Genomic DNA, 11,764 nt, shown 5'->3' with positions numbered 1-11,764 from the left:
AAGCGGGAATAGCTCAGTTGGTAGAGCACGACCTTGCCAAGGTCGGGGTCGCGAGTTCGAGTCTCGTTTCCCGCTCCAAATTCTTATCTCCATAAAATTATCCACAGCGTATTTTCACGTTGGGGGCCTTTTATTTTGCCTCTGAAACACTCTTGTAAACAGACTTATCCACAGGTCCAGGCATTATTCCTGGAATACAAAAAACTTCGCCTGGTGAATAGTAACTTTGTAACTTATTGAAATTGATAAATTAATTATCATTTCGAAATGTTAATGCGATCACTTGACGATTTTTTCCCTCTTGAATTGCAATGTCTTTTTATTTTTATACACAAGCTGTGGATGACTCAGGCGTCGCGCGGCAGCCCCTTTTCAATGACCCTGACCAGGCGTTGTTTCTTCGGTAATTGCACCTCCACCACGCAGGCATTTCGCTTCTCAATTTGCTGCGCAATCGCCCACTCTATGTGTTCATCGAGAAGTGGGTGCTCACCCCGGCGACTTTCCAGGGCGGTAATCACGGCGTTATCCCAGGGCGCATTGCCTAACGCGACGGCAATATTTCGCAGCCAGCGTAAGTGACCAATGCGGCGAATCGCCGATCCTTCCGTAACTTTTAAAAACCAGGCTTCGCTCCAGCCAAACAGTTCAATCAGCTCTGGCGCGTGAAGATGCTTGCGGGGACTGAAATCTTCTTCATCGGTCAGTTGCGAGTAGCGGTTCCACGGGCAGATAAGCTGACAATCGTCGCAGCCGTAAATCCGGTTGCCCATTAATGGCCGAAGCGCTTCTGGTATCGCCCCCTCCAGCTCAATCGTGAGATAGGAGATGCAGCGGCGCGCATCCACCGTGTAGGGCTCGACGATTGCGCCAGTCGGGCAGATGGTCAGACAGGCAACGCATTTCCCGCAGCCTTCTTCAACTGGCGTATCAATGGGGAGAGGCAAATCAATTAACAACTCCCCCAGAAAAAAGAACGAACCGGCTTCGCGGTTAAGGATTAGTGAGTGCTTACCTGTCCAGCCAAGCCCGGCTTTTTCAGCCAGCGGACGTTCCAGAATGGGCGCAGAATCGACAAACGGTCTAAAATTCAGCGAAACGCAGTGCTGCTGAATCCTCTCGCCGAGTTTTTTGAGACGGTTACGTAACAGCTTATGGTAGTCACGGCCCAGCGCATAACGGCTGACGTAGCCCAGAGAGGGATTTTTTAGGGTACTGGCGAAAGCGGCATTGGCAGGCAGATAATTCATGCGCACACTGATGACGCGTAGCGTGCCGGGCAATAATTCGTGAGGGCGGGCGCGCATCATTCCGTGGCGAGCCATCCAGTCCATTTCGCCGTGGTATTGTTTATCCAGCCATGCCTGTAATTTGGGTTCGCTGGCGCTGAGATCGGTATCGGTAATACCGACCTGCTGAAAGCCCAGTTCCAGCCCCCACTGTTTAATATTTTGCGCTAACTGATTGAGATCGAGGGGCTCTGACATGACGGACCATACAATGAAGAAAAACCCCGCAAGTATACCACACTCCATCTGGCCCGCCGATGAGATCAAACGGGCGGAACGCGAGGCGGCGGACAGCTTAGGGCTGACGCTGTATGAGCTGATGCTGCGGGCGGGGGAAGCCGCATTTCAGGTTGCACGCGACGCGTACCCCGATTCCCGGCGCTGGCTGGTGCTTTGCGGTCACGGTAATAATGGCGGCGACGGCTACGTGGTGGCGAGGCTGGCGAAAGCCGCAGGTATTGAGGTGACTCTACTGGCGCAGGAGAGCGATAAGCCGCTTCCTGAAGAGGCAGCGCAGGCGCGCGAGGCGTGGCTCAATGCCGGGGGCGTCATTCATGCGTCGGATATCATCTGGCCGGATCATATTGATGTGATTATTGACGCCCTGCTGGGGACCGGCCTGACGCAGGCTCCGCGCACCTCCCTCTCTACGCTTATTGAACGAGCGAACAGCCATCCAGCGCCGGTGGTGGCTATTGATATCCCTTCCGGTTTGCTGGCGCAAACGGGCGCCACGCCTGGTGCGGTGATGAATGCCGCGCATACCGTTACCTTCATTGCGCTGAAACCCGGTTTGCTGACGGGCAAGGCGCGGGATGTCGTGGGAGCGCTGCACTTTGACGCGCTGGGTCTGGAAAGCTGGCTGGCAGGACAAGAGGTACGTATCCAGCGCTTTGCGGCTTCGCAACTTTCCCACTGGCTGACACCACGCCGTCCGACGTCGCATAAAGGCGATCATGGTCGGCTGGTCATTATTGGCGGCGACCACGGGACGGCGGGAGCGATACGTATGACCGGCGAAGCGGCGCTGCGTGCCGGAGCGGGATTAGTGCGGGTGCTGACGCGCAGCGAAAATATCGCGCCGTTGCTGACCGCCCGTCCCGAACTGATGGTGCATGAACTGACGCCTCAATCTCTTGATGACAGCCTGCAATGGGCGGACGTGGTGGTGATAGGCCCCGGGCTCGGACAGCAGGAATGGGGTAAAAAAGCGCTACAGAAAGCTGAGAATTTTCGCAAACCGATGCTCTGGGATGCGGATGCGCTGAACCTGCTGGCAATCAATCCCGATAAACGTCACAATCGCGTGATCACGCCGCATCCGGGGGAAGCCGCGCGGCTACTGGGTTGTTCTGTCGCAGAAATTGAAAGTGATCGCTTACTTTCAGCACGTCGTCTGGTAAAACGGTATGGCGGCGTGGCGGTGCTGAAAGGTGCGGGAACGGTCGTCGCCGCCCAATCGCATGCGTTGGGCATTATTGATGCCGGTAACGCCGGGATGGCCAGCGGTGGAATGGGCGATGTGCTTTCCGGCATTATTGGCGCATTGCTTGGACAGAAGTTTTCCCCGTATGATGCAGCGTGTGCGGGATGTGTTGCCCACGGTGCGGCGGCGGATGTTTTAGCGGCGCGTTATGGCGCCCGCGGCATGCTGGCAACCGATCTCTTTTCTACGCTACAGCGTATTGTTAACCCTGATGTGATTGACGTAAACCATGATGAATCGAGTAATTCCGCTACCTGACGAGCAGGCGACTTTAGACCTGGGACTACGCGTAGCGAAAGCCTGTGACGGTGCGACCGTCATCTATTTGTACGGCGACCTGGGGGCGGGGAAAACCACCTTCAGCCGGGGATTTCTACAGGCGTTGGGCCACAAAGGTAATGTGAAAAGCCCGACCTATACGCTGGTTGAACCCTATACGCTCGATAACTTAATGGTGTATCACTTCGATTTATACCGACTTGCGGACCCTGAGGAGCTGGAATTTATGGGGATCCGTGATTATTTTGCCAACGATGCCATTTGCCTGGTGGAATGGCCGCAACAAGGTAAAGGTGTGCTGCCTGACCCGGATGTCGAAATACACATAGATTACCAGGCGCAAGGTCGTGAGGCGCGCATTAGTGCTGTCTCCTCATCAGGTGATTTGTTGCTGGCGCGTTTGGCCGGTTAACCTTAAGGGTGGCGGGATGATTTATCGCATCAGAAATTGGGTGGTGGCAACGCTGGTCCTGCTGTGCGCGCAGGCGGGGGCCGCCAGCCTCTCCGATATTCAGGTATCTAACGGCGATCGGCAGGCGCGGATTACGTTCAGTTTTATCGGCGATCCTGATTACGCGTTTTCGCAAGAAGGTAAACGTACCGTCGCGCTGGATATCAAACAGACCGGCGTGATTCAGGGACTGCCGTTGCAGTTTAGCGGCAACAACCTGGTAAAAGCGATTCGCTCCGGTACGGCGAAAGATGCGCAGTCGTTGCGGTTGGTTGTCGATCTGACGGAGAACGGTAAAACCGAGGCCGTGAAACGACAGAGCGGCGGTAACTATACCGTGGTTTTTACCATCAACGCCGATACGCCTCCGCCGCCACCTCCACCGCCTGTCGTCGCAAAACGCGTTGAGACGCCGGTGGTTGCTCCGCGTCCGACTGAACCTGCGCGAAATCCGTTTAAAACAAACCAGGATCGCGCTACCGCTGTCACCAGCAGCAATACGGTAACGCGCCCGGCAGCGCGGGCGACATCCAGTAACGGCGACAAAGTGGTGATTGCCATTGATGCCGGTCACGGCGGGCAAGACCCCGGCGCTATTGGTCCCGGCGGGACGCGGGAGAAAAACGTGACGATTGCTATCGCCCGTAAGCTGCGCACGCTGTTGAATAACGATCCGATGTTCAAAGGCGTATTGACCCGCGACGGGGATTATTTCATCTCCGTGATGGGTCGCTCCGACGTGGCGCGTAAGCAGAACGCCAATTTCCTCGTCTCCATTCATGCGGATGCCGCGCCAAACCGTAACGCGACGGGCGCCTCGGTATGGGTGCTGTCAAACCGTCGCGCCAACAGCGAAATGGCGAACTGGCTGGAAGAACATGAGAAGCAGTCTGAGCTGCTGGGCGGCGCGGGCGATGTGCTGGCGAACAGTCAGGCTGACCCCTACTTAAGCCAGGCGGTACTGGATTTGCAATTCGGTCATTCCCAGCGCGTAGGGTATGATGTGGCGACAAACATGTTAGGTCAGTTGCAGCGCATTGGTTCGCTGCATAAGCGTCGCCCTGAACACGCCAGCCTCGGCGTGTTGCGTTCCCCGGATATCCCCTCGGTGCTGGTTGAAACGGGCTTTATCAGCAACAGCGGCGAAGAACGTTTGCTGGCAAGCGATGCTTATCAGCAGCAGCTGGCAGAGGCGATTTACCAAGGGTTGCGTAACTACTTCCAGGCGCATCCGGTGCAATCCGGGCCGCAGAGCGCTCCGGCGCAAACGGCCAGCGCGGTGTCGCCGGGCGAGTCGTTGATTAACTAAGGATTTTACATGCCGATTCAGGTTCTACCGCCGCAACTGGCGAACCAAATTGCCGCAGGTGAGGTGGTAGAGCGACCTGCGTCGGTTGTGAAAGAGCTGGTGGAAAACAGCCTTGATGCAGGGGCGACGCGGATCGATATTGATATCGAACGCGGCGGCGCAAAGCTTATTCGTATTCGCGATAATGGCTGCGGAATTAAAAAAGACGAGCTGGCGCTGGCGCTGGCCCGCCATGCCACCAGTAAAATCGCCTCGCTTGACGATCTCGAAGCGATTATCAGTCTCGGATTTCGCGGCGAAGCGCTGGCAAGTATCAGCTCGGTTTCGCGTTTAACCCTCACGTCACGTACCGCGGAACAGGCGGAAGCCTGGCAGGCCTATGCCGAAGGGCGTGATATGGACGTGACGGTAAAACCGGCGGCGCATCCGGTCGGCACCACGCTGGAGGTGCTGGACTTGTTCTACAACACGCCGGCACGGCGCAAGTTTATGCGCACCGAGAAAACCGAGTTCAACCACATTGACGAAATTATCCGCCGCATTGCGCTGGCGCGCTTCGACGTCACCCTTAATTTGTCGCACAACGGTAAAATGGTGCGCCAGTACCGCGCGGTTGCGCAGGACGGGCAGAAGGAACGTCGATTAGGCGCGATTTGCGGCGCACCGTTTCTGGAACAGGCGCTGGCGATTGAATGGCAGCACGGCGATCTGACGCTGCGCGGCTGGGTGGCCGACCCCCACCATACCACGGCGGCGCTGGCGGAAATCCAGTACTGCTACGTGAACGGCCGCATGATGCGCGACCGGTTAATCAATCATGCGATTCGTCAGGCCTGTGAAGACAAACTGGGCGGCGATCGGCAACCGGCATTTGTGCTGTATCTGGAGATTGACCCGCATCAGGTGGATGTGAACGTGCATCCGGCGAAACATGAGGTGCGTTTCCACCAGTCGCGGCTGGTGCATGATTTCATCTATCAGGGCGTATTGAGCGTGCTACAGCAGCAGCTTGATGCGCCGCTGCCGCTGGCGGAAGAAGCGCCTGCGCCGCGTCATATCCCGGAAAACCGCGTGGCGGCCGGGCGTAATCATTTCGCTGAACCGGCCTCTGCGCGGGAACCCGCCGCGCCGCGCTATTCCACGTCGTCAGGGGCAACCGGCGGACGTCAGCCTGCTGCCAGTTGGCCGCATGCCCAGCCGGGCTACCAGAAACAGCAGGGCGAAGTGTACCGCCAGCTGTTACAGACGCCCGCTCCGCGACAACCGGCGCTTGCACCGGAAGCAGAAACGGCAGCGCCGTCACTGGCAGGGCATAGCCAGAGTTTCGGTCGCGTGCTGACCATTGTCGGCGCGGATTGCGCACTGCTTGAGCGTGACGGCAATATCCACCTGCTGGCGCTGCCCGTGGCGGAACGCTGGCTGCGTCAGGCCCAACTGACGCTGGGGCAGACGCCGGTCTGCGCCCAGCCGTTGTTGATTCCGCTGCGCTTAAAAGTGTCGGCGGAGGAGAAATCCGCGCTGGAAAAAGCGCAAACACCACTGACGGATCTGGGGATTGAATTCCAGTCAGATGCGCAGCATGTGACCATTCGTGCAGTGCCTTTACCCTTACGCCAACAAAATTTACAAATCTTGATTCCTGAACTGATAGGCTACCTCGCGCAGCAGTCAGCGTTTGACGCGGGCAATATTGCACAGTGGATTGCGCGGAATTTGATGAGTGAACATCCGCAGTGGACGATGGCGCAGGCCATTACGCTGTTGGCTGATGTAGAGCGGCTATGTCCGCAGCTCGTGAAGGCGCCGCCGGGTGGTCTGTTACAACCTGTTGATTTACATTCGGTGATGAACGCCCTGAAACATGAGTGATGTAAGTAAGGCGAGCCTGCCAAAGGCGATTTTTTTGATGGGGCCGACGGCCTCCGGCAAGACGGCGTTAGCAATTGAATTGCGTAAAGTTTTGCCAGTAGAGTTGATAAGCGTTGATTCCGCCCTTATTTATCGGGGGATGGACATCGGTACGGCGAAGCCGACGGCTTCAGAGTTAAAGGCCGCTCCGCACCGATTGCTGGATATTCTCGATCCGGCGCAAGCGTACTCAGCAGCGGATTTTCGCCGCGATGCGTTAGCGGAAATGGCGGAGATTACTGCGGCGGGGCGTATTCCGCTGTTAGTGGGCGGCACCATGTTGTATTTCAAGGCGTTGCTGGAAGGACTTTCGCCCTTACCGTCGGCGGAACCCGAGATCAGAGCCCGAATTGAGCAACAGGCGGCAGAGCAGGGATGGGATGCGTTGCACCGACAGCTTCAGGATATTGATCCGGTCGCTGCCGCACGGATTCATCCAAATGATCCGCAAAGACTTTCCCGGGCACTGGAAGTTTTTTTCATTTCGGGTAAAACTTTAACGGAACTGACGCAAACGTCAGGAGACGCTCTACCGTATCAGGTGCATCAGTTCGCCATCGCCCCGGCGAGCCGTGAACTGCTCCATCAGCGAATTGAGCAGCGTTTTCATCAGATGTTGGCTTCAGGTTTTGAAGCAGAAGTTCGGGCGCTTTTTGCCCGTGGAGATTTGCATACGGATTTGCCTTCCATTCGTTGTGTGGGATACCGCCAGATGTGGTCATACATTGAAGGCGAAATTTCATATGATGAAATGGTTTATAGAGGTGTTTGCGCCACGAGGCAGTTGGCGAAGCGTCAGGTAACCTGGTTGCGTGGTTGGGAAGGAGTACGCTGGCTTGACAGTGAAAAGCCTGACCAGGCGCGAAACGAAGTATTGCAGGTTGTTGGTGCTATCGCGAACTGAATGTGTACAATTGAGACGTATCGTGCGCAATTTTTCAGAATCGAAAGGTTCAAAGTACAAATAAGCATATAAGGAAAAGAGAGAATGGCTAAGGGGCAATCTTTACAAGATCCGTTCCTGAACGCACTGCGTCGGGAACGTGTTCCAGTTTCTATTTATTTGGTGAATGGTATTAAGCTGCAAGGTCAAATCGAGTCTTTTGATCAATTCGTGATCCTGTTGAAAAACACGGTCAGCCAGATGGTTTACAAGCACGCGATTTCTACTGTTGTCCCGTCTCGCCCGGTTTCTCATCACAGTAACAATGCCGGTGGCGGCACCAGCAGTAACTACCATCACGGTAGCAGCGCGCAGGGTACTTCTGCGCAACAGGACAGCGAAGAAACCGAATAAGGTTTTGGCTGTTTTACACACGGGGAGCCAGGGAACCTGCGTTCCCCGCTGATATATATCGAGGGGTTGACGCTTGTTTGACCGTTATGATGCCGGTGAGCAGGCGGTACTGGTACACATCTATTTTTCGCAAGACAAAGATATGGAAGACCTCCAGGAGTTTGAATCTCTGGTCTCTTCCGCCGGTGTCGAAGCAATGCAGGTGATTACCGGTAGCCGTAAAGCACCGCACCCGAAGTACTTTGTAGGTGAAGGTAAGGCAGTTGAAATTGCGGAAGCCGTGAAAGCGTCTAACGCTGCGGTCGTGCTTTTCGATCATGCTTTAAGCCCGGCCCAGGAGCGTAACCTGGAACGTTTGTGTGAATGTCGCGTGATCGACAGAACCGGTCTTATTTTAGATATTTTTGCTCAGCGTGCACGTACCCACGAAGGTAAGTTGCAGGTTGAACTGGCGCAGCTGCGTCATCTGGCCACGCGTCTGGTTCGTGGCTGGACCCACCTTGAAAGGCAGAAAGGCGGGATTGGTTTGCGCGGTCCGGGTGAAACCCAGCTCGAAACCGACCGTCGTTTGCTGCGTAATCGTATTGTACAAATACAGTCGCGCCTGGAGAAAGTTGAGAAGCAACGTGAGCAGGGGCGGCAGTCGCGTATAAAAGCGGATGTCCCGACGGTCTCGCTGGTGGGATATACCAACGCCGGTAAATCCACCCTTTTCAATCAGATTACTGAAGCCAGGGTGTATGCCGCAGACCAACTGTTTGCGACCCTGGACCCGACGCTGCGCCGTATCGATGTCGCAGATGTGGGGGAAACCGTACTGGCGGATACCGTAGGGTTTATCCGTCATTTACCGCACGATCTGGTGGCGGCGTTTAAAGCGACCTTGCAGGAAACCCGGCAGGCCACGCTCTTGTTACACGTTGTTGATGCCGCTGATGTGCGCGTACAGGAAAACATCGACGCAGTGGATACGGTTCTCGAAGAGATCGACGCTCACGAGATCCCAACCCTGATGGTGATGAACAAGATCGATATGCTGGACGATTTTGAACCGCGTATCGACAGGGATGAAGAGAACAAACCAATCCGTGTCTGGCTTTCTGCGCAAACAGGGGTTGGGATACCACAGCTTTTTCAGGCTTTGACGGAGCGGCTTTCCGGCGAGGTGGCGCAGCATACGTTGCGTTTGCCGCCGCAGGAAGGGCGTCTGAGAAGCCGGTTTTACCAACTTCAGGCAATAGAAAAAGAGTGGATGGAGGAGGACGGCAGCGTAAGTTTGCAGGTTCGCATGCCGATTGTCGACTGGCGTCGCCTCTGTAAACAAGAACCGGCGTTGATCGACTATGTGATCTAATGGCGGCTCGTCTGGAGCATGGAGTAATTTCGCCTTATCCCTCTCGTCGAAAGACAACGGGGATCACCGCATAACAAATATGGAGCACAAACATGGCGTGGAATCAGCCCGGTAATAACGGACAAGACCGCGACCCGTGGGGAAGCAGCAAACCTGGCGGCAACTCTGAGGGAAATGGAAACAAAGGTGGTCGCGATCAGGGGCCACCTGATCTTGATGATATCTTCCGCAAACTGAGTAAAAAGCTCGGTGGTCTGGGTGGCGGTAAAGGTACAGGCTCTGGCGGTGGTAGTTCATCGCAGGGGCCGCGCCCGCATATCGGAGGTCGTGTCGTTACCATCGCAGCGGCAGCGATCGTCATTATCTGGGCTGCCAGCGGTTTCTACACCATCAAAGAAGCGGAACGCGGCGTGGTGACACGCTTCGGTAAATTCAGCCACCTGGTTGAGCCGGGTCTGAACTGGAAGCCGACGTTTATCGATGAAGTTACCCCGGTAAACGTGGAAGCGGTTCGCGAACTGGCGGCGTCCGGTGTGATGCTGACTTCTGATGAAAACGTTGTGCGCGTTGAAATGAACGTGCAGTACCGTGTGACCGATCCGCAACGTTATCTGTTCAGCGTGACCAGCGCGGATGACAGTCTGCGTCAGGCGACCGACAGCGCTCTGCGTGGGGTTATCGGTAAATACACGATGGACCGCATTCTGACGGAAGGTCGTACCGTTATTCGTAGCGATACCCAGCGTGAACTGGAAGAGACCATTCGTCCGTACAACATGGGTATTACCCTGCTGGACGTCAACTTCCAGGCAGCGCGTCCGCCGGAAGAGGTAAAAGCGGCGTTTGACGATGCTATCGCGGCGCGTGAGAACGAACAGCAATACATCCGTGAAGCGGAAGCGTACACCAACGAAGTTCAGCCGCGTGCGAACGGTCAGGCGCAGCGTATTCTTGAAGAAGCGCGTGCATACAGAACCCAAACCATCCTGGAAGCGCAGGGTGAAGTGGCTCGCTTCGCTAAAATTCTGCCGGAATATAAAGCCGCACCAGAGATTACTCGCGAGCGTCTGTATATCGAGACGATGGAAAAAGTGTTGAGCCATACGCGTAAAGTTCTGGTCAACGACAAAGGTGGCAATCTGATGGTTCTGCCATTGGATCAGATGCTGAAAGGCGCTAACGCGCCTGCGGCAAAAGACAGCACGGGTAACAATCTGCTGCGTCTGCCGCCGGCTTCATCGTCCAGCACGAGCGGAGCAAGCAATACCTCGTCCACCAGTCAGGGCGATATTATGGACCAACGCCGCGCTAACGCGCAGCGTAACGACTACCAGCGTCAGGGGGAATAACGATGCGTAAGTCAGTTATTGCGATTATCATCATCGTGCTGGTAGTGCTGTACATGTCTGTCTTTGTTGTCAAAGAAGGCGAGCGCGGAATTACGCTGCGTTTCGGTAAAGTTCTGCGTGACGATGAAAACAAACCGCTGGTTTATGAGCCGGGCCTGCACTTTAAGATCCCGTTCATTGAGTCGGTGAAAACGCTTGATGCGCGTATCCAGACGATGGACAACCAGGCCGATCGCTTTGTAACCAAAGAGAAAAAAGACCTGATCGTTGACTCCTACATCAAATGGCGCATCAGCGATTTCAGCCGTTACTACCTGGCGACAGGCGGCGGCGATGTTTCTCAGGCCGAAGTGCTGCTGAAACGTAAGTTCTCTGACCGTTTGCGCTCTGAGATTGGTCGTCTGGATGTGAAAGACATCGTGACCGATTCCCGTGGTCGTTTAACGCTGGAAGTGCGTGACGCGCTGAACTCCGGTTCTGCGGGAACGGAAGATGAAGTGGCGACTCCGGCGGCGGATAGCGCGATTGCCGAAGCGGCTGAACGCGTTGCGGCAGAAACCAATGGCAAAGTGCCGGTGATCAACCCGAACAGTATGGCGGCGTTAGGTATCGAAGTGGTGGATGTGCGTATCAAGCAGATCAACCTGCCGACCGAAGTATCCGAGGCGATTTACAACCGTATGCGCGCCGAGCGTGAAGCGGTAGCCCGTCGTCACCGTTCACAGGGTCAGGAAGAAGCGGAGAAACTGCGCGCGACCGCCGACTATGAAGTGACCAGAACGCTGGCGGAAGCCGAGCGTCAGGGCCGCATTTCGCGTGGTGAAGGTGATGCCGAAGCCGCGAAACTGTTTGCCGATGCCTTCAGTCAGGACCCGGACTTCTACGCCTTCATCCGTAGCCTGCGTGCTTACGAGAAGAGCTTCGAAGGCAATCAGGACGTGATGATCATGAGCCCGGACAGCGATTTCTTCCGTTACATGAAGACACCGAATACGGCAACACGTTAAAATCGTATCAACGGTTTTAGATGAACAAAACCACC

Annotated in this window: 10 protein-coding genes and 1 tRNA gene; 10 read left to right on the top strand and 1 reads right to left on the bottom strand. The window is 55.6% G+C overall.

The window, feature by feature from the left end; translation table 11 throughout:
• The first annotated feature begins 2 nt into the window (after nucleotides 1–2).
• Nucleotides 3–78 (top strand) — tRNA-Gly (locus OGX80_RS02765).
• 269 nt (nucleotides 79–347) lie between these two features.
• On the opposite strand, the gene queG is transcribed toward OGX80_RS02765, so the two are convergent.
• Nucleotides 348–1,487 (bottom strand): tRNA epoxyqueuosine(34) reductase QueG, encoded by a 1,140-nt coding sequence (gene queG / locus OGX80_RS02760; RefSeq protein ID WP_049009166.1) that lies wholly within the window; start codon nucleotides 1,485–1,487, stop codon nucleotides 348–350.
• Here queG and nnr point away from each other — a divergent pair.
• The 9 genes from nnr to hflC all read left to right on the top strand — a co-directional run bounded on the left by nnr (nucleotide 1,486) and on the right by hflC (nucleotide 11,729).
• The gene (gene nnr / locus OGX80_RS02755) at nucleotides 1,486–3,033 is read left to right on the top strand and encodes a bifunctional ADP-dependent NAD(P)H-hydrate dehydratase/NAD(P)H-hydrate epimerase (protein ID WP_115182070.1); all 1,548 of its coding nucleotides are present in this window, start codon (nucleotides 1,486–1,488) and stop codon (nucleotides 3,031–3,033) included. The genes queG and nnr overlap by 2 nt on opposite strands.
• The gene (tsaE, locus tag OGX80_RS02750) at nucleotides 3,005–3,466 is read left to right on the top strand and encodes a tRNA (adenosine(37)-N6)-threonylcarbamoyltransferase complex ATPase subunit type 1 TsaE (protein ID WP_012134443.1); all 462 of its coding nucleotides are present in this window, start codon (nucleotides 3,005–3,007) and stop codon (nucleotides 3,464–3,466) included. Before nnr ends, tsaE begins: the two co-directional genes overlap by 29 nt.
• A 16-nt stretch (nucleotides 3,467–3,482) precedes the next feature.
• The gene (amiB, locus tag OGX80_RS02745) at nucleotides 3,483–4,814 is read left to right on the top strand and encodes an N-acetylmuramoyl-L-alanine amidase AmiB (protein WP_012134442.1); all 1,332 of its coding nucleotides are present in this window, start codon (nucleotides 3,483–3,485) and stop codon (nucleotides 4,812–4,814) included.
• 9 nt (nucleotides 4,815–4,823) lie between these two features.
• Nucleotides 4,824–6,683: a DNA mismatch repair endonuclease MutL gene (gene mutL / locus OGX80_RS02740; RefSeq protein ID WP_115182069.1), complete on the top strand. Its 1,860-nt coding sequence runs from the start codon at nucleotides 4,824–4,826 to the stop codon at nucleotides 6,681–6,683.
• Complete coding sequence (gene miaA, locus OGX80_RS02735; protein WP_047459461.1) at nucleotides 6,676–7,626, top strand: tRNA (adenosine(37)-N6)-dimethylallyltransferase MiaA; 951 nt, start codon at nucleotides 6,676–6,678, stop codon at nucleotides 7,624–7,626. Before mutL ends, miaA begins: the two co-directional genes overlap by 8 nt.
• Nucleotides 7,627–7,710: 84 nt before the next feature.
• Nucleotides 7,711–8,019 carry an RNA chaperone Hfq gene (gene hfq / locus OGX80_RS02730; protein ID WP_012134439.1) on the top strand — a complete coding sequence of 103 codons (309 nt, stop codon included), beginning with the start codon at nucleotides 7,711–7,713 and terminating at the stop codon, nucleotides 8,017–8,019.
• A 73-nt stretch (nucleotides 8,020–8,092) separates the two neighbouring features.
• On the top strand, nucleotides 8,093–9,373 hold the full coding sequence (gene hflX, locus OGX80_RS02725) for a ribosome rescue GTPase HflX (protein WP_047459460.1): 1,281 nt from the start codon (nucleotides 8,093–8,095) through the stop codon (nucleotides 9,371–9,373).
• Nucleotides 9,374–9,465: 92 nt separating this feature from the next.
• Nucleotides 9,466–10,722: an FtsH protease activity modulator HflK gene (gene hflK, locus OGX80_RS02720; protein WP_012134437.1), complete on the top strand. Its 1,257-nt coding sequence runs from the start codon at nucleotides 9,466–9,468 to the stop codon at nucleotides 10,720–10,722.
• 2 nt (nucleotides 10,723–10,724) lie between these two features.
• Complete coding sequence (gene hflC / locus OGX80_RS02715; RefSeq protein ID WP_012134436.1) at nucleotides 10,725–11,729, top strand: protease modulator HflC; 1,005 nt, start codon at nucleotides 10,725–10,727, stop codon at nucleotides 11,727–11,729.
• The last annotated feature ends 35 nt before the right edge of the window (nucleotides 11,730–11,764 follow it).

It is taken from the genome of Citrobacter sp. CK194 (assembly GCF_030333395.1).
In the GTDB taxonomy this organism is placed as follows: domain Bacteria; phylum Pseudomonadota; class Gammaproteobacteria; order Enterobacterales; family Enterobacteriaceae; genus Citrobacter_B; species Citrobacter_B koseri.
Note: the sequence above shows the minus strand (reverse complement) of the source record. Positions and strands in the feature narration are given on the sequence as shown.

Bases quoted from the DNA above. Each gene is read 5' to 3' on its own strand.
- nnr (WP_115182070.1), top strand. From the start codon at position 1,486: ATGACGGACCATACAATGAAGAAAAACCCCGCAAGTATACCACACTCC.
- queG (WP_049009166.1), bottom strand. From the start codon at position 1,487: ATGTCAGAGCCCCTCGATCTCAATCAGTTAGCGCAAAATATTAAACAG.
- tsaE (WP_012134443.1), top strand. From the start codon at position 3,005: ATGATGAATCGAGTAATTCCGCTACCTGACGAGCAGGCGACTTTAGAC.
- amiB (WP_012134442.1), top strand. From the start codon at position 3,483: ATGATTTATCGCATCAGAAATTGGGTGGTGGCAACGCTGGTCCTGCTG.
- mutL (WP_115182069.1), top strand. From the start codon at position 4,824: ATGCCGATTCAGGTTCTACCGCCGCAACTGGCGAACCAAATTGCCGCA.
- miaA (WP_047459461.1), top strand. From the start codon at position 6,676: ATGAGTGATGTAAGTAAGGCGAGCCTGCCAAAGGCGATTTTTTTGATG.
- hfq (WP_012134439.1), top strand. From the start codon at position 7,711: ATGGCTAAGGGGCAATCTTTACAAGATCCGTTCCTGAACGCACTGCGT.
- hflK (WP_012134437.1), top strand. From the start codon at position 9,466: ATGGCGTGGAATCAGCCCGGTAATAACGGACAAGACCGCGACCCGTGG.
- hflC (WP_012134436.1), top strand. From the start codon at position 10,725: ATGCGTAAGTCAGTTATTGCGATTATCATCATCGTGCTGGTAGTGCTG.